This is a genomic window from Fusibacter sp. 3D3 (genome assembly GCF_001748365.1).
In the GTDB taxonomy this organism is placed as follows: domain Bacteria; phylum Bacillota; class Clostridia; order Peptostreptococcales; family Acidaminobacteraceae; genus Fusibacter_A.
In genome coordinates, this window is the sequence record NZ_BDHH01000002.1 from 197,523 (window position 1) to 216,831 (window position 19,309).

Here is a 19,309-nt window from a genome sequence, read left to right on the forward strand (position 1 = left end):
TCAATGGAAGAAAAAGAACGTTATGGGTTTATCATGTGTGTATGTACTGGGAAATGTCCAGGATTTCAAGCAATGGATATTTGGGATTTCATCAATCAAGTTAGGGTAGAGTTACCAGTAGAATATGGGTTTATTCATCCGCAACTCTGCGAAGAAGATGGAGATCGTTTTCTTGCGGATTTTCTAAAAGCGAATCGCAAAGTAATCATTGGCGCTTGTGCGCCCAATATGCAAAAGAAAATGTTTAAGCAAGCTTTTACAGATGCTGGACTTGATGTTGAGAAGGACAGTGTCATGCTAGATATTCGCGATATGAGCAATGAAAAGGCTTTTGAGGTGGTAAAAGAGGCATTAAAAGAACTTGGCTATGAGGAGGAATTGTAAATGAGTGAAACGACATTTATGGGCGTTCCTAGAGATAAAATTGATTGGAGTCCACGTATAGATTATTCAAAGTGTAATGATTGTATGGAGTGCGTTGAGTTTTGCCCGCACAATGTATTTTTGGTAGATGAAAATGCAAAGCCTAAGTTGATCGTAAAGAATCCTCACAATTGCGTTGTATTCTGTCGTGCATGTGGAAAGACTTGCGGATTAGATGCGATTGATTTTCCTGATAAAAATGAAACCACCGCATATATTAAGAAAATTCGCAAGGAGGGGAGCTCAAATGAATAAGGCCTATGCAGTACTGCCTTGTAATGGCCTTGATAAATGTGCAGGCTGTATTTCAGGAGAGATGGCGATTCAATTAAGCAAACAAAGTAAAAGTGAAATTATCTGCCCAGTTTTTTACCGAGTAGCGGAAGCCAAATACAGCAGTGTTATAGAGGCGTTGCCATTGCTTGTAATTGATGGTTGTGGGACGCGATGTGCAAGTAAACTGGCTTCTGAAAAGGGTTTGAAGATTGCTGAAAAAATGAATATAACCGAAGAAGCTAAGACGTTAGGTATTGATATTGGTTTAAGCATACCTATAAACGAAGCTGGAAAAGCGTTAGCAATGACACTTGTCAATCGAATTCTTACGGCAGATAAACCCTCTGAATCAACCCTCGATGATTTCATTCAAATGCCATCTTTAATTTATCAAGAATATAAAAAAGACAAATTTCTTTTCAGAGTCCCAGAGAATAAGGGGTTCTATTTCAATGAAAATGATGTATGGGTATATGTTGTTGGCAATAAGGCGCGGTTGGGTGTCACAGATTTTGTTCAGCAGAGTCTTTCCGACATCATGTTTTTCACACCGCCCAGCGTCGGTATGGAAATTGAACAGTTTGAGGAAGCGGGGAATATTGAGTCTGGAAAAGCAATTTTTGAAATTGTCAGTCCAGTAAGTGGTACGATCATTAAGGTAAATGAAAGACTGCTGGATGCGCCTGAATTGATTAATCAAAATCCATATGAGCAAGGGTGGATTGCAGAAATTGAACTTTCAGATTTTGAAGAAGATCAGGACTTGCTACATGATTTTGAAGGTTATTTTCCAGTCCTAAAAAGAAAGGTGGATGAATTTCATGTCTAAAATAAAGGTAGTGCCTTGCAGTGGCATTGGGAAAGTTTTTGGTCTAATGGCGAGAGAATCGGCATTGCGTGTAACCGATGTATTGGCATCTGATATTTGTGAAACAGCATGTTTAGCGCATATTGTCTCAGGAGATGATGAAGCACGTGCAAAAGTAGAAGGGTTAAATTGTATTTCAGTAGATGGCTGTCCGGCACTATGTGCGGCTAAGAGTATTAAAGCTTCTGGCGGTATTGTGAAGGCAGAGTTCAGGGTTGTGGATATAATGAAAGAACATCGCGGGAAGAATGCTGGAGATGGAACGGCATTATCAGAAGAGGGTTGGATTATCACGGATGATTTAGCAGATAGAATTGCAGCAAAGGCTATAGAAATTGCAAAGGAGGTAGAGTAATATGCCAAATGTTCAAATCGGAGTCCTTTCGTGTAGCGGCGAAGAAATGCTTGGAGGAACGCTTGCAAGAATGGCCACTCGAAAGGTCATGGAAAAGTTGCGAATAGGTAGAGTTGTTTCACTTTGTCTTCCGCTCTATATTGCGGGGGGAGAAGAGGAACGCAATTTTGCAAAAGAATTTCCAGTGATTTCAGTGGATGGTTGTGATAAATCTTGTGCCAAAATAGCAACATTGAAATATTCGGGTGAGGTAAAGGATACTGTCATCATTTCAGAATTACTTGGAAAAGATGTTGTACTCTCAAAAATGGTTTCAGCGAGAGATTTAACAGACGTTCATTATAAGATGGTGGATATAATTGCAGAAGAAATTTGTAAAAAAGTAGATGCTATTGTTGCGGAGTAGTCCTCAGTTCAATATAATAAAATTGGAGGTATGTATATGGAAATTAAAATAGGTACAGAGGTAAGTGAAGCTTTAAAAAAAACGCTTGTTGCTAAAGGAAAAACTGCAGCACGATTTATTGTAACCAGCGTTGGGTGTAAAGGACCTTTATTTGATATTGAACTTAGTGATAAAATGGATGGAGATGTTTTGTTTGAAGAGGATGGCATTCCGTTTGTAGTTGAAGAGCATTTACTGGTGGCTCTGAAAAATCCTGTAATTGTAAAAAGTGGAGATGGGTTTTCGGTAAAACGGACAGCTTGTGGGTGTTAAAAGGATAAGATTAACTCAGTAAGGTTTTTATTAACTTCAAAAGTATACGCTGTGAGATCTTTTCTTACAGCGTATACTTTTAAGCGTTTAGTAAAGTAAATAAGGTTAAGGAGCATTTACAGATGAATGACAAACAGAGTAGCAGGAAAAAAGAAATAGTGATAAAGATTGGAATCGTTATGTTGGTCATTGGGCTTGTTGGAGGTGTATGGATTTATAAAAACAAACCCGTAACAGCAGAGGATACGTCATTAATTTTATCACAAGGGAAGACATCAGAGCATAAACTTCCAGAGCAAACTTCGGAAGAAGATTATTTTCCTCTGGAGGTGACAGAAGCAATAGATCTAGAAAAATTAAAAACTTATGGAGTGCCTATTATTATAGATTTTGGTGCTGATTCTTGTAATCCGTGTAAGGAAATGGCGCCTGTATTGAAAAAGCTAAATGAAGATCTTGCAGGAAAAGCGATTATTTTATTTGCCGATGTCTGGAAGTATCCAGAACTGGCAACTAATTATCCAGTGGAAGTTATTCCAACTCAGATTTTAATAGATTCTGCGGGTAAGCCCTATTTTCCAAGTGAAGAAATGAGTATTGAATTCATACAATACACCCTAAAAGATACTGGAGAACATGTATTTACAACACATCAAGGGGGGCTTACAGAAGAGCAAATGATATTGACACTGAGAGAAATGGGGCTAGAAGAATGATTGATTTATGGCTAGAAACCTTATCGACTCTAATCTCAGAGCATATGTGGATTGCCCCATTGATCGCTTTAGTCGCGGGGATTCTCACATCAGTAACACCATGTGCATTATCCAGTGTGCCACTTGTTATTGGATACGTGGGAGGAACAGGTGGTAGAAATACAAAAAAAGCATTTAAATTGTCACTTGTATTTGCAACTGGAATGGCCATAACATTTACAACGATGGGTACGATTGCCTCTCTAGCGGGAAGATTGATAGGCACGTCAAGTCAAGTGTGGTATATTGCACTTGGCGTATTGATGGTTTTAATGGCTTTACAGATATGGGAAGTATATCATTTCATACCTTCAACTTATTTTGCGTCTAAAAGTATAAAAAAAGGATACACTGGAGCGTGTGTTGCTGGAATTTTAGGAGGGCTTTTCTCTTCGCCTTGTGCAACCCCGGTTTTAGTCGTTTTACTCGGAATGGTTGCAAGAAGTGGTAATATGGTTTGGGGCATGTTATTGCTCTTGTTTTATTCTATAGGACACAGTTTACTGGTTATTGTTGCAGGCACATCCATAGGGTTTGTTCAAAAAATCATGGCAAGTCAAAAATACAGTCTATTAAGTAAACTGTTAAAAATAGCTATGGGATTGATGATTCTATTAATAGGACTCTATATGTTCTATTTAGGATTTTAGATCAAGAAAAAGATCAAGAAAAAGAGGCCTCTGCTATATAGGAGGCCTTTTTCTTTAAAGTAAAGCATTTTTAAAAATGGAAAAATAAGTCGATTTTAGACCTTAAATAAATATTTTTAGAATTATGTGTAGAAAATAAAATAAGTGGGTATCTAACGAAAATGAGTTAATTCAGGTCAATTAAACAGCATGTAGATTGTCCTTATTCTAAGGCCTAAGGGCAATAAAGAAAGGGTGGAAAAAATGGAACTACAAGACATTGCTAAACGGATGGAATCATACATAAAAGACGATCAATTTCTACTTTCGGATGAAACAACCACACAGACAAATGACATATCGACACTTCTAAATGAAGCTTATCAAGTGACAACACTTGAAATCAGACAAGTGTTTTATCAATTTGCGGATAAAATCACCTTGGAAGGTCATACCGTTTTGGAAGGCCAAAACGATGTCAACTTTACAGTAATCTTCGAAAATGCCAAGGATAACCCCCAAGCTATTATTTGCTCCGTTTCTGCTGTAATGCCAAAATCGTGGCAGATGCCATTGGATGAGCAGAATGTATTTTTTGTGTCAGAAGTGATAACGCATTTTCAAAAACAGATCGGCGTCAATCTAATAACCGGTACATTGTCGGGGCTATTCAAGTTGTCTGATCTTGATTTTCACGCCGCTGGAAACTATCAATATGAGGGCCATAAGTGGTGCATCGAGTTTACAACAGATGAATCCTTCACAACGCGTACGTTAATGGAAGCATTAGATCATTACGCACACCTAGGAATTCCAAGTGATGTGATTCCTGATGTGGCAGTTAAGCGTTTTTTACTCGGATATGAAGGCAAGGGCGAAAGTATATGGGACAAATTAACAGCGGATGTGGATACGGGTTGTGACCTTTTACTTACGGATCAATTGGGGATTAAATCTTTTGGTGTTTCTTTGCAAAAAAGAAATACCAGTTATTCGTTTTGCCTAAAAGGCAGTGTGGTCATTGCGACGACGTCGTTACCTATTTATCTTCAAATGCGTGATGAAGCATTCGAATTTGGCGTTGAAACAGGCAATACGGGGTGCCCGTTGCCATCCCTTTCAGATGTTGGGGATCTTCTTGGAATCACGGATGGCTTATCTGTATTTCCCAAAGAGGTAGCAGAAGGCAAAAATCTAACACTATGGCTTTTCACAATGGATGCCCCCTATAGTTTAAAACAACTCAATCAATTTTATGTCACCATAACGATTGATAGCAATTGGTCATTTTTTGGCATTGAGAGTCTGGTGTTGAAAACAATCAAAATTGGATTTTACCGTCAAACGATTGGTGACAAAGTGATCACGGGTTTTATCATTATCGGTACCATTAGCATCTCTGATTTTGATGTTCAAATCGGAGGCACCTATGATTCTGAAAGCGGATGGACTCTGCAAGGTGGATTTCCTGCGAAAGAAGAACTTTATTTGGATCGGTTATTAGTCAGTTTTGCGCAGATGCTTGGCATTGAAAGCATTACAGCTTTGCCGATTCCAGAGATAACCCTTTATGATGTTCAAGTGACATTTGCTTTAACAAGCAAAACCTTTAAAGCGCACGCTAAGAATCGGATAACAGCGAAAGCAGACCCTACAATATTGGATAAGCTTTTTGAAATCCGTGCAGAAGTTACCATCGAGTCAGAACTGATGGGTAATGAGCGCAATTATAAAGGTCAATTTAAAGGCATTTTGGATATGGATGGCAATGAATTCATCGTTACATATGACTTTGATACTAAAAAAATCAGTAATTCTAATAACCATGTATCTGCAGAATGGAAACCGCTCAGTGATAAAGATGTGATCACCTTGGTGAAAATACTGAACTTCTTTGGTATAAAGGATGTGCCATCGGTTATTTCTGACTTAAATTTTTACATCTCAGGCGTCCGTTTGGACTATGACATCGATAAGGGTGAGCTTGCTATAAACGTAGAAACCAATGTATTTGAAAAAATTAACGTTGTTATAAGTGGTACTGACTATATCGTGGATATTATTTTAAATGACAAGATCGCCTTGTCCATGCTACCGATTGTAGGGACGTATCTACACCTGCTGGATAATCTTGCGGTTGAGCATCTGGAATTATATGCCTCTTCTAAAGACAATAAAGCAAAAGGCACATTAAGCGGTGCTGCAATTTTAGGCGTGATTTATGAGATGCCTTTCATTTTACAAATCTATCAAAGTGCACCTAATCAAAACGGGCTGACACATAGTGGCATGTATGATTTGACAGATAGAGATGGCAATTTAAATGCTTTGGTTACTGCGGACAATTCAAGTAGTGGTATGACCAAATGGTTTACGTTGAATAAATCATTCAGTATTTTTGAGTTTTACAGATTTGGTGTGGGTTATATTGATGGCAGAATCGCGTTCCTTTTAGATGCAGCCTTAGCATCCAAACCTATTGAACTGGGGCTACTTGGGCTAGGGATTGGTTTAAAACTTGACGATCCTAAAGATGTCGCTTTTTATCTATCAGGCCTAAAAATTGCCTTTGACAACGGGGTCTTATCCATAGGGGGTGCTTTCCTCAAATCCACGCTGGGGGATCAAGAAAGTTACGAGGGTCAAATTTTGATTAAAACGGGCGATCTTGCTATTTTTGCAATGGGGATCTACAGTGGAAAGTCGCTGTTTGTATCTGCACTGGTCAATAAAAATTTTGGTGGACCACCAGTCTTTTTTGTTACGGGCTTAGCTGCAAGCTTTGGTTACAACATGGGCGTTAAAATACCTGACATTGATGGTGTTGCCAATTTTCCTCTAGTCAGTGGTGCACTTGGCAACATAGATCAAGATCAAATGCGCATTAAGTTAAAAGAAAAATTAACCATTGAAGAAGGCGAAGTCTTTCTTGCTGCGGGGATCAAATTTACTTCTTTTAAAATGATTGAGTCATTTGCTCTGGTTACCGTATCCTTTGGAAATGAGACTGAGATCAATCTATTGGGCTTGTCACAAGTCAGTGTGCCCCCTAATTTGGGCAGTCATATAGAACCGATTGCCTTTGCACAACTTGCTTTAAAAATAACTGTTAATCCAAAATCTGGATTGTTTTCAATGATGGCAAAACTCACATCAGAGTCTTATATTCTTTCTAAAAATTGTAAGCTCACAGGTGGATTTGCCTTCTATGTCTGGTTTTCTGGTGAATATGCGGGTGACTTTGTCGTCACTTTAGGGGGATATCATCCTGATTACAAAAAACCTGCTCATTATCCCGTTGTTCCAAGATTGGGCTTCCATTGGGATGTAACATCAGATTTGAAACTCAGTGGAGACCTCTATTTTGCATTGACACCTTCAGCATTAATGGCAGGTGGCCGTTTGGCTGCAGTTTATTCAAAGGGCTGTATTAAAGCCTGGTTTAAAGCAGAAGCGGACTTCTATATCGGATGGAAACCGTTCTTTTATGATGCAAGGTTGTTTGTTGGCTTTGGCGTTTCGGTCAAAGTGCATTTGTTGTTTGTTCACACGACTATTAACGTCGAACTGTCAGCAGGCCTTCACATATGGGGACCTGAATTCAGCGGAGAAGCCAGGATATCCTTATATATCATTTCATTTACCATCGGTTTCGGCGCGGGGTCGCCAACAAGTCCACCAAAACTCAACTGGAATGAATTTGCCACTTCATTCCTTCCTGAAAATGAAAGGGCGCAAGTGGCAAATCAAGAAAGAGGTTCAGATACCCATAGTACAGAGCCTCAGACTGTGATGCCTTTATCTGTTAAACTCGGTAACGGTCAGCGTGGAGAGAACGAAGTTGATGATAAAACAGTTCCTGCAATTGGCGCAGAGGGTGCAGAATTCATCATTCAATCCGCAATACCGATCACAGCCCTTTTCCTCGATGGGGTGGCAATTGTTTTAAGCAAGGACTTACCTCAAGTCGGTGTACTACCGATGGGAGAAGGTAAGACGCTTCAATCTACTTTTTCAATAACCGTGAAGCATTCGGAAGCAGAACCGCTTCAATGGATTTGTGAACCCATTTATGCCAGTTTGCCGAATGCGGTTTGGGGCATTAAAAAATCAGAGGCAGAACTCATTAAAGGTGTTGCTATAGGGGTTCGAATTCGGCCAGTTGAGCGGAAAACCACCACTTTTCCAAAAGACGGCTATATCGATCTGAATCAGCTGTCCATCTATGCCTGTATTGAACGGTTATTTACTTGGAATCTGCCTTGGCAACTCCCAAGTCATAGTCAAGAGCATCCGATTGAGACCTTTTCGAAAACCATTATGGCGGATAATGTTTGCAATAAGCGTAAAGAGTGGATTCAAAGTATGAATACAGTTGGGTTTGATTTTGATACAAATATCGATCTGGAAAAGATGGCAAAAGAAGCAGATAACATCTTCACAGAAGAAATGATACTGGGGGTACTGATATGACAGCCAATAATGAACGTTTTAAAATGATGAAAGTATGTCTACCCCCTATTGTTAACGGGGCAGGTTCGATTGAAGTAAAACAGGAGGTTACAACGCCTCAGACAGATACCTATCAATCCGAGATGCCTTTTCAGGTGACCGGTGCTCATTTTACTATTCCTGTTGAAGAGATACAGACCCTCTATCCACCATCGGATGGATCTAGTAATTATGGGAATTCTATTGCCCATATCACTTTTAAGAAGAAAAGTTATCCTTGGGAGAATTCTATATTGCCCAAGGCAATAAGAGTGGGTGCAGATGGATTTGTTGAAGAGGATCAGGACATTCAAGTATTGCCATGGTTGGCGCTCATTTGCATTTCGGAAGAGGAGCAGATCACTGCAAAGAATATAACCTTAGAAGATTTGTTTAAAAATTCAGATGAAGCGCTCTTTTATCCATTAAAGCAGATGCCCCTTTGTACGGAAAAACCAGATAGCATCTGCTGCGTGATCGATTTACCGCTTGATTTGTATAGTCAGATTATGCCAAGGGAAGATGAGATTCAGTACTTGACTCATGTCAAACTGCTGGATCTTCATGATAAAGTGGATGATATGGTCTCTATGGATGGCTATTTTTCTGTAGTTGTATCCAATCGATTTATACCCTCTGGTGAAAATGATATGAAAAAAAGCACAATACATTTAGTTTCTTTAGAAGGTTACGAAGGCTATCTGCCAGAAGGCGCAAAGTATGCTGAGCTGGAAGAGAAAAAAACAGTACGATTGGTATCGCTGTTTAGTTGGCATGTCTTTTCAACTCAAAAAGGAGAATCAGATTTTCGGAATATCATTACCAATATTGACAGTAAACCTTTGGCAATGACTGAAAATGAAGTGTTGAGACGGGGACAGATTCCGCTACATCACCGAACAAGGACGGGTGAAAAAACAGTTTCATTATACCGTGGACCGCTCATACCTTATCCACCAGAAGCATCACCGCGCATCACAAAGCATACTGCGGATGGTTTTATGATCTATGATCCAGAGCATGGCCTTATGGATGCGTCCTATTCTGCTGCATGGCAGCTGGGCAGACTATTGATTCTAAAGAACCAAGCTATTGCATCTGCATTGATTACATGGAAAAAGAATATATCAAGACAGAAGCATTTAGAAGCCAATAAGTCCGTTTTTAAAGCACAGATGCAGTTTGGACTCAAGATGGAACAAGGCGATATTATAGATTTCTGGGTCAATACCTTGTCCAAAGAGTTACTGGAAAATGAACTCATTGCACCGATTTCAATAGATACAAAACTTGAAAAAAAGGGGGATCAGGATGAAAAGCTGGAGAAATAAGAAAAAAGACCATCCCAATAGGGAAAGCCTTAGCGACAGACATACAAAATGGATAACTGCAGAGCTAATACCTTTGCCCGAAGAAGTCAAAAACTGGATGAGTCAGTTGATCTTATTAAAAGAAGTGCCACTTGCGTACTTGGTGGTAGATGAAAGGGAGATGCCTGTTGAATCCATTCGCTTTTTTAATGTGGATCCTCACTGGGCCCAAGCCTTGGTAGACGGTGCATTTAGCATTGGTGCACTGACGCAATATGAAGCTGTACAATCCATAGAGCACTTACCTAGGCGATATGAAAACGCTAAAGCAAGTGTACGTCTATCAAGGTATGAAAGGATGCATTCAAATCATAAACCGCAGAATATGCGCATGACAACAGAAGTCCAGACGCCACTTTCTGGGTTTATCATGCGTTCGGATTTGGTCTCTAACTGGAAAGCAATTGAAGTCAAAGGGTTTATGGGAGAAACTCAACGGGATATTCTTCGCATGGAGACATTGTCGGATAAAGTATTAATCTGTATTTTTGAAGGCGAAGTGGATGCGGTTAGAATGTATGAACCCAAAGAAGTTTTACATTTTGGGACTCGAAGCCAAGATCGAAAAATTGACGTCAGACGAATTGATGAAGGGCATGAAGGCGAACCGCTTTACCAACAAGGTACCGAGGTAAAGGTGACGGTAACAGTGCCTGTAGCAGATAACGGAAGGTTAAAGGTGACTGAACTCAGAGAGACGCTTTCAAGGGCGTTGAACACGACGACGAATGAAATGGATTCGCCGCAGTTGGCTTTAGAAATGCTTTCGGTAGCAGGACAATGTGTTTTTGAAAGGGGGCAGTGAGATGAGTGTACTATTTGTACCTTTGGCGGTGGAAGCATATGTGACGAATGATGAGAATATGAAAGCAAAAGAGATTGCTTCGATTGCGCCTAATTATACCCATTTAAAAAACAAAACGCATTTGGGAGGTCAACTAGATCCCAAACCCTTTGAAAGCCTAAACCCTTTGAATGTTGGCGTTCATTTGCATTTTATTCTTCCAGATGCCTTAACACATGCGATGACGCAAGCTGATGGCGAATTGAGTTATCAACGAATTCCAAATCGCTGGCTGGTAACGCGGTTGTGGGTAGGAGATAAAATTGAAAGTAAAAGCTGGGTGGTGGAAAGCGACTATTTAGGACTGGATAATACATATAGTGTTACGGTGCCTTATCTCACAGATGAGGAAACACCATATCGATTTCTGGGTCGCGCTTATAAAACAGATGAAACACCAAGCGAAGGCAAAACTTATTTGGGAGAGCTGACGGCAGTTGGCCCTGGTGATTCCACTTTCGCAGCTTATTATCCTAATTGTAGCAGTGTGTTTGGTTTTCATGACAATTTAGAAGATATGCCCTCTGGCGATTTGACTTATTTTGTTATGGGTTATTTTTCAGATGAAAAAGAAGATCCTTTGTATCAATTAACGGCAGAAGCCTATAATGCTTATTTGGAAAACAATGCATGGTCTGTAGCGGGTGAGGGTGGACAAGCGGAGCGAATGATCTGTCAGGGGATGGTCTATACTGTGCCTTGGAGAGGACCGCATTATGACTATCCTTCGAATACACCAACGGGTGTAATCAATGCAGCAGTGGGCAATACTTCAGTAGAAGCTTTATCTGCTATGATTGCTGATAAAATGGGTGCCGTTAAAAAAGATCGAGCACTTTTATACGGTCCTGAAAATCAAGAAGAGCGTCAAGTGCTAGAACGCTTTCTAGCGCTGCTTCAGTATGACCTCTTGAACTATTTGGAGGGGATTGATGGTGTGGCTGAAGTAGAAGACCACTTGCATGAAGAAGCATTCAATCCGACTTATGGCGGAATCGTATGGCAGATTCGAATGAAAGAGACGACTCATAATCAGAATATTTTCAAGGTCATGGGTGAGATTGAGAAAGGGACTGGCAAGCAGTTAACTTTGCTAAACGAAGCACAGGCAAACTATGATCAGCTCCTTGGAAATCTTAATTCAAAACGTCAAAATCTCTTTAGTGCATGGCAGCGGTATGTGGATTTAATGGATAATCCACCTGCACCTTGGGTGACACCGAATCCATCCGAAAAAGAAATTGTTGCACAGATCAACCGACTATTAGAAAGCATTCAAACGGTTCTGGAGGATACGGTTAAAGCGGAACAGTCTGTTCAAACGGCAAAAGAAAAGTTGGAGGGGCTAATTGTAGCGTTGAAATCTGAAATTCTTTTAGAAGCCGTTAAGCGTGAATCCTTTTATGAGGGCAAGCCACCTGCATTGTTACTGGGAGGTGCTGGTATTAGTCGCCAATACGCCTTTGGAGAAGATGGCCGATTTACGGCATCTGGCACATTGATGTGTCGAACGACCTTAGTGGATGCTCTTGAGGGCACAAAAACAAGCCTTGATGAAGCACAAATTCTCTCTTATTGTCATATACCAGAGCAATTGCCAAAGCAGTATTCAGACCTTTTTTGTGAGGCGGTTTGCTTTAGTCCAGCGTGTGTTGCGTGGATTGACCAAAAAGTAGCGGATCCAGATTTGAAACCTAAGGGCACAATGCCATCGCCAATCGCTTACAGTGAATGGATACAACCTTGGATATCCTTGTTTTTAGAATGGCAGATTTCGTGGTTGCCAACAAGAACAGCCATTGATCCTGATAATTCCCTTGAAGGGTGGACTTTTAACAATATGGATTATGAGTACACGAAGGAACCTGTCACAGAGGAATACAGCTATGAAGGACGTACCATTCTGACCCCACATTCGACAAAACTTTTAGAATATGCGCTCGAAAAAAATATGGAACGCTACAAGGCAGATGAAAAGTTATATGAAGCTTTGAAGAAAGCTTTAGAAAAGACTAGGCAACTGGCTGTTTTATCTCAACAGTTAAGTGGTGTATGGACTCAACTTTTATCACTAGATGAAACTTTGCAAATACCGATTATGTCAGAAAATGAATATAAAGAACTTGCAGAACAAGTGATTCAGGGAATGGGGGGGAGACTTCCAAATACAGTTGTACCCAATGCCCCTTTTTTCCCTATACGTGCAGGGTTTTTACAAGTCGATAAAGTCAATATTGTCAATACATTCGGTATTCGCCAACAAGTTAATTCTACTTTAAAAGAGACTATTTTTTCTGAAGAACTGTATGCAAAGGCATCGACGGGGCAGCTATCACCACGTTTTGCCCAAGGTGCAAGACTAAACTTTGATTGGATCAGTTTTAAAGAGGCTTCGGTAGTGAGTTGCCTTGATCCTGAAACATCGCCTGTGTGCAGTTACTTATACCCTGATTTTTTGAATCATGCACTCGCTGTATATGATGCCGATGGTTCATTTAAAGGCAGAATGAATCTGGTTTATCGCGACAATTCACCAGAAGTCCGATGGGTTAGTGCACCAGGAGAGCCTTCAGACATAGATGCAGTTACTTTTATCAGCGATCATACCAAAGCTTTTTTAAGGGCACTGCTTCATTATAATGACAACAAAGATCCTGCTTTTTATGGCTTAATGGCTCTCATTGAAAAACGTATTGATATGACCTGTACCTATAATAATGACCAAGATTTTTTTACCGGTTGGAGCCGTCCGCTGGCACTTGCAAGAGCGAGGATTTCACTGGATTTACCGGGTGAACCTGAATATTCTCAAAAATCAGATGATTTTGGTAGGCAGATCACTTATGGCTATGAACAGGTGAAAATACCCGTCTATATTGGAGACATTTCAAGGTCGCTCGATGGTTCAGTTGGATTTTTCCCTGATCTATTAGATTTAAGTCATCAGTACGATAAGATGCATTGCATTTACAATACAGAAAAGATGTCTATAGAGACTCAGTATTTAAGCTATGATTCCCCTATTTGTGTATCTGCAGCGGATCGCGCTGGAATTGAGTTTACACTTTTAATGGAAGCGACGGCTGATGTGAGTTTTAGAACGGGAATGCTTCCTGCTTTTAAACAGAGCATACCAGCGGAACATGTGGAACCTGTACTTGCCAATTTGGATTTTTCTTTTGAAGTTAATCCGATTGTCAGCAATGCGGATCAGATTAAGTTGCCGCTGTTCTCAAAGGATGTCACGGAATGGTCTTGGTATTGGACAAAAGATAATGTCTATGTGAATGCGGGTTCCGTTACTGAACCGAAAAATGTGTTCGATAAAACCAATCCGATTTATTTCGAAGGTTTTTTAAAACGGAAGGAGCGTAAAAAATGAGTTCAGAAGATTACATTATAAAATGCAGTATTGCACCGCCATGTGTTGTCTATATAAAGGAAAAGGCGATTGACAATGCATTCACCATTGAGTTTGAAAAAGTACCCCTCAAATATGCAAAACAATATCTGAAAAATTGGAATCAGGAGACTTTTTTATTTAAAGAAGAAGATGCCAAAGCTGGAATATACATTCGTCTGAGCTTGGGAGAAGGCATTAATGATCTATGCACAATTCAGCAAGCGTCCAATACGACGTTTACAACGATCACTGGAGAAGGATGGACCATGACATGGTCTGATCCTAATGCCTGCTTTATTGTGACACCACCAAATGATTTTGATTTTCCTGACACTTATCGTGCGTCGTTCCATTCCAATGCGTTTTATACCACTGCAAAAGAAGGGTCAACAACACTGGAAGCCTATTTTGTAAATTTTACAGATGTAAAAACCAAAATTGTGGCGGTTAATCTCTATAAGCGATACCCTGTTGATATTGAGTATTTTACAGCAAGCCCAGATACAGTGGCAATTGGTCAGATGACAACGCTTTCGTGGCGGGTGCTCAACGCTCAAAAATGTTATATTACAGGTGTTGGACAAGTGGAAACCGATGGTTCAAGAGCTGTAACCGTCACTGGTCCCACCAAGTTTGAACTCTCAGCAGAAAATGACATGGGGATGACGGAACGCGCAGCTCTTGAAGTTGGATGCGAGAAACCAACGATAAGATTATGGTCAGACAGCCTTTACTATCATAAAGGGGATTCGATTACACTATACTGGGAGAGTACATCAGCAACATCAGTTCAAATCGCACCTTCGCTAGGGCAAGTTCAAACATCTGGCCAAGCAACTATTTTTCCAGAATCAGACACTTATACAGCAACAGCAAATGGATACGATGGGATTAGGCCCTATGCAGCCATGACGGCGCTTCAACTTGAAAAAACCCCTTGGGTAAAGAAAGGTCAGACGACAGGCGTTGATCTTTCAAAAGAGGTGCAGAACGTTGATCGACGTGTGTGGGCGTATGGCGGAAACAGCTATTTATTTTGTGATTTGACCTTATATAGAAGCGCTAACTTGCTCAATTGGGAAGAGGTCTCTAAATTAGAATTAGATCTGAATATGACGTTAAACGCCTATAGCACTACAGTTGCGGGGGCGACATTTATTGTGATGGGGATTATTAAAAAGGATTCTAAGTTTATACAGGTTGCATCTTATGACTTCAATAAGAAAGTGTGGACAATTAGCGATGCAATTGCGGATTTAGGAAATACAGGAGGGCAGTTGACCAATCGAAGTGGGACATCTTATTATGGCGCTTTGAGTAAACCATTGCTCATGTTTTATACCCCAGAGGCAGTTTTTGAAGGCAAATGGGGCATGTCACTTTATTATAAAGATAAAGAGATGGATACCTATGATATTTCAAGTTTAAGAGATAATCTTTATGCAGCAGTGCATGAAACCACAAATGGGTTTGTTAAGGTCAACCAAATGGGAGGTAATGGTTGGATTGATATGGGCACTACAAACAAGATCGTAGAGGGGTGGTTCAGCATGATTTCAACAAAGGGTGTGATGTATTTGCTCACGGCGGATTGGATGATCAATTTGGATGATTTTAAATCCGCATCACCCTTTCAGCCACCATTAGAGGCAGATTATCGGCCTTGGACTGGAAGTATGAATAATATACCGTTTTTGATGACAAAAGAGGGTATTTTATGGTGTTATGAAGTCTAAATCAAGGTTAGAGTGTTAATCTATTAAAAAAAGGAAGGGAGGAAGGGATGCAAGTTTGACCATGCATCCTGTAAGCAAGATGAAAGAAATCAGAAATCCTGATGTTACAATTACTAAAATGAGTCCGTTAATTATTGAAGATGAGCATTATACCAAAGCTTTTGGCATTATTACTCTTGAGCAAGGGGGTTACATCGAAATCCTTGTGGATTGTTCATTTACAATTGATGAACTGGTAAAAGTGGATGGAGAGGCATCAAAATCCCCAGATATTATAGTAAAAGGGATTGACGGAAATGTAGGCAAGCATGGCGAAAATGGAGAGGAAGGCAAGCTGGGCGCTATTTGCGAGATTGTCATTGAAAATTTAAAAAGCGACTTAAATGTCCATGTCTATGGCGGTGGAGAAGGGGGTCTCGGCGGTCTTGGCGGCGATGGCGGTAAAGGCGGAGACGGTTCATATGGCGCCAATGGTGGCAACGGCGGAGATGGACAAGAGGGTACTTTTGGTGGCAATGGTGGTAGTGGCGGCGTATTAACGATTACATATAAAACTGAGAACGAGAGTCAGGTAATCGGTAAAGAATTATGTTCGCTAGGAGGAGAAGCTGGAATTGCTGGTCGAGGTGGTGCCGGTGGTTCTGGAAAATGTAATGGACACAATGGAAAAGAGGGTAGAAAAGGTATCCGCGGAGATGTTGGTGGCAGAGGTACACTCATTATTAAAGAATAAGACGAGGAGATCAAAATGAATAATCAAAATCTAGGTATGAATAGAATGCGACAAAGAGATTTTTCAAATCCTGAAGAAGCGAGAGAGGTCCTTGAACACCTCGGTGGTGAAGACCTCCTAAAAGATAAGTTTCCAAAAGTCTATGCAGCTTATCTAAAAACAGTTGAAAAGCATAACCATGAAAAACAGTTAAACACGCATACTTTATCCAAAGGTGAATCTGAGAAAAATACGGATGGTCTTGAAAATGGTGCGTTTGCAGGTGCAATTTCCCTGACCCCAGTTAGCGGTCAAGTAAAAAGCAATGTGTTGATGGCCAATCAAGAAAACAAAAGTGAAGAGGCAGGTATGGTCACTGGGGCAACGTCAGTTCAAGGCAATGAAGACTGGACTGTTGCTTATGTCAGCGGGTACATGAAGAATGAAACGGATGGTACAATCATTCATTCATTTGGTAGAAAACTTGACAATATAAATTACTATGAAACTGTGCAGCAACGCAATAGCGAAGATCTTAATCAGTTTGGCAATCAAAAAATTAAAAACTATATAGATTGTAGTGCTGTTTTAAAAAGCGATGGCACAATGATAAGTTTAAATGCAGACAGTCAAGAGTTTATACTTGAAGGGGACTCATCACCTGTTGTATACATGAATATTAAAGATCCTAGGTCTTATATAGGGAATAATCCTATTTTGATGATGTACGGCAGGAGTCCAGATAAAGGCGAAACAGCGGATTACAACTATCCAGATAATCATATTATTTCTGGAACAGATGCTGTACGCACAATATTCCCTGTAAAAGGGAAAATCACATTTAGTGATGATATTACTCCAGTTGAATACAATACGGAAATTACAAGTCAGAAACCTCAGCTCCAGTTTAGAGGAAAGGGCGTCTGCAAATATAATTATTCTCAAGCTGAGATTGCCTCTTGTTTTAAGATTTCAGAGACAAACCCACAAGTCGTAGAATTTGAACTGAAGCAGGATTGGAACGCCAATTTGGATATTAGTGCTTATACCGGTCAAGTTCATGAAGGTGATATTTCATTTTTATTCTCATTTTTCATGAAAACCAAAATTAAAGGGACACCTATTGAACACAATCAGCCAGTTTCTATTTATTCAACGAACACATTAGAAAAAGGAAAAACTTATTATGAATCTACAGATGATACGAATGCCTATTTGCCGTATATATTCATCCGATGGGGGTGTTTTGGGAAAGATACGATGATTCAGATGGCAGATATGACGGTTAAAACGGTTAGCGACTTAAAAGCTGGCGATCAATTATTAGGAGAGAATGGTAAAGTGATCTTCATTAAGGACATGGTGTCTGGTAATGAGGAAATGATTTTCTGTATTCAAACAAAAGACGGCAAAAGGCTTCTTGTGAGTGGTATGCATCCAATATTAACAAGTAAAGGGGCTGTACGCGCACGAGATATCAAGCCCAAAATGAAGCTGCTCTGTGTTGACGGTATTGAAGATGAGGTTGAGTTCAATTACACAAGGTTTTATAACGATAAAGTATACAGCATTGTCTCGGAAGGTGGCAGTGAATGGGTAGCGGCTAATGGCATATGGGCGGGGGACTTTGATTTACAAAATAATAAAGGTCACATGCCCAAAAATGAAACCCCTGTAAGCGACGAGATTCGCGAGCTCAGTGCGGAATTTGATCAGCTCTTGAGACATTTGGGTGTTTTGTAAGTTGAAGTTAATATAACTCTTGAGGAGATGTCCCCTACTTCTCTAAGTGGGGGTTCATATTCCTAATTCAGTGGGAGTTCAAACTCCCACTGAATGCAATCCGATAGGATTGTGCAAGTGTTACGAAGGTAGTGAAGCGGACTGAGTATACGCTTTGTTGTTAATAGGGATGATCGTTGCTCTGTGACAACGGTCATCCTTTATCTGGGAGGCCTTGAATGCTATGAAAACGACTGAACCAATGTATAGTAGAAGTGCAGAAACGGATTCTATGAATCAAAATAAATCCATAGCACCTGTCAAAACTATCAATATTTATCATCCGAGATCCTATAAAGGCAATAATCCAATAACGGCTATGTATCAAGCCATGTCAACCTCTGATTCAGTATCAGATTATTATTATTTCGAATACAATGTAAAATCCTTTAGAAAAAAAGTGAGCGTTAGATTGCCGATAAAGGGTTCTATTCTCTTTAGTGAAGATTTTATGCCCATAGGGTATAATACGAACCTCAATACGGATGTGCCAATGCTCAAGTATAGAGGCAATTGTGTTTGTCTTTATGGGTATTCGCAAGAGCAAATAGCATCATGTTTTAGAATTCCTAGCATAAACGCACATGTGGTTGAGTTCGAGCTTAACGAATATTGGAGCTCAAACTTGGATATAAGTTTATATTCAGATGTTCAAGAAGGCGAGATGGCTTTTTCATTTAAGTTCTATTACACGGTTAAAGCTGTTGATTCTAATCATGAATATAATATTGCGATTGGCATCAATTCAACAAATACCTTAGATGAAGGCACTGAATACTACAATGCCATAGAAAATACTAATGCTTACTTACCTTGTATTTATATAAAATGGCAATGATCGTCATAGTGTCAAAAGTTGAGCAACCTTCTACACTATGATGTCGTTCACGTGAAGCACGTGACATAACAAATGGTAGAGGGTATATGCGAAACTGACTAGAAAGGGT

16 protein-coding genes are annotated in these 19,309 nt (G+C 40.0%); all 16 read left to right on the forward strand.

Annotation, left to right across the window (positions count from 1 at the left end; all coding sequences use genetic code 11):
• Positions 1-3: 3 nt before the first annotated feature.
• Entirely contained in the window at positions 4-384 is a 381-nt protein-coding gene (locus F3D3_RS02875) for a hypothetical protein (protein ID WP_069871039.1), read from the forward strand.
• Positions 385-678, forward strand: coding sequence for a ferredoxin family protein (locus F3D3_RS02880; protein WP_069871041.1), 294 nt, complete (start codon positions 385-387; stop codon positions 676-678). It abuts the gene before it with no gap.
• The gene (locus F3D3_RS02885) at positions 671-1,528 is read left to right on the forward strand and encodes a putative zinc-binding protein (protein ID WP_069871043.1); all 858 of its coding nucleotides are present in this window, start codon (positions 671-673) and stop codon (positions 1,526-1,528) included. Before F3D3_RS02880 ends, F3D3_RS02885 begins: the two co-directional genes overlap by 8 nt.
• Complete coding sequence (locus tag F3D3_RS02890) at positions 1,521-1,922, forward strand: putative zinc-binding protein (protein ID WP_069871045.1); 402 nt, start codon at positions 1,521-1,523, stop codon at positions 1,920-1,922. The genes F3D3_RS02885 and F3D3_RS02890 overlap by 8 nt, the downstream gene beginning before the upstream one ends.
• Before the next feature lies 1 nt (position 1,923).
• The gene (locus tag F3D3_RS02895) at positions 1,924-2,328 is read left to right on the forward strand and encodes a putative zinc-binding protein (RefSeq protein WP_069871046.1); all 405 of its coding nucleotides are present in this window, start codon (positions 1,924-1,926) and stop codon (positions 2,326-2,328) included.
• Positions 2,329-2,364: 36 nt separating this feature from the next.
• Positions 2,365-2,640 (forward strand): hypothetical protein, encoded by a 276-nt coding sequence (locus F3D3_RS02900; RefSeq protein WP_069871048.1) that lies wholly within the window; start codon positions 2,365-2,367, stop codon positions 2,638-2,640.
• Between the two features lie 122 nt (positions 2,641-2,762).
• A complete protein-coding gene (locus tag F3D3_RS02905) occupies positions 2,763-3,356 on the forward strand; it encodes a co-chaperone YbbN (RefSeq protein WP_069871050.1) in 594 nt (197 codons plus the stop codon).
• Positions 3,353-4,045 carry a cytochrome c biogenesis CcdA family protein gene (locus tag F3D3_RS02910; RefSeq protein WP_069871052.1) on the forward strand — a complete coding sequence of 231 codons (693 nt, stop codon included), beginning with the start codon at positions 3,353-3,355 and terminating at the stop codon, positions 4,043-4,045. Before F3D3_RS02905 ends, F3D3_RS02910 begins: the two co-directional genes overlap by 4 nt.
• 243 nt (positions 4,046-4,288) lie before the next feature.
• On the forward strand, positions 4,289-8,497 hold the full coding sequence (locus F3D3_RS02915; RefSeq protein WP_069871053.1) for a DUF6603 domain-containing protein: 4,209 nt from the start codon (positions 4,289-4,291) through the stop codon (positions 8,495-8,497).
• Complete coding sequence (locus tag F3D3_RS02920; RefSeq protein ID WP_069871055.1) at positions 8,494-9,846, forward strand: hypothetical protein; 1,353 nt, start codon at positions 8,494-8,496, stop codon at positions 9,844-9,846. Before F3D3_RS02915 ends, F3D3_RS02920 begins: the two co-directional genes overlap by 4 nt.
• Positions 9,827-10,690: a hypothetical protein gene (locus tag F3D3_RS02925; protein WP_069871057.1), complete on the forward strand. Its 864-nt coding sequence runs from the start codon at positions 9,827-9,829 to the stop codon at positions 10,688-10,690. The genes F3D3_RS02920 and F3D3_RS02925 overlap by 20 nt, the downstream gene beginning before the upstream one ends.
• Position 10,691: 1 nt before the next feature.
• A complete protein-coding gene (locus F3D3_RS02930; protein ID WP_069871058.1) occupies positions 10,692-14,111 on the forward strand; it encodes a hypothetical protein in 3,420 nt (1,139 codons plus the stop codon).
• Positions 14,108-15,868: a hypothetical protein gene (locus tag F3D3_RS02935; protein WP_069871060.1), complete on the forward strand. Its 1,761-nt coding sequence runs from the start codon at positions 14,108-14,110 to the stop codon at positions 15,866-15,868. Before F3D3_RS02930 ends, F3D3_RS02935 begins: the two co-directional genes overlap by 4 nt.
• Before the next feature lie 79 nt (positions 15,869-15,947).
• Positions 15,948-16,601 carry a hypothetical protein gene (locus tag F3D3_RS02940; protein WP_175438271.1) on the forward strand — a complete coding sequence of 218 codons (654 nt, stop codon included), beginning with the start codon at positions 15,948-15,950 and terminating at the stop codon, positions 16,599-16,601.
• A 15-nt stretch (positions 16,602-16,616) separates the two neighbouring features.
• Entirely contained in the window at positions 16,617-18,323 is a 1,707-nt protein-coding gene (locus tag F3D3_RS02945; RefSeq protein WP_069871064.1) for a Hint domain-containing protein, read from the forward strand.
• A gap of 223 nt (positions 18,324-18,546) precedes the next feature.
• A complete protein-coding gene (locus F3D3_RS02950; RefSeq protein WP_069871065.1) occupies positions 18,547-19,200 on the forward strand; it encodes a hypothetical protein in 654 nt (217 codons plus the stop codon).
• Positions 19,201-19,309 lie beyond the last annotated feature (109 nt).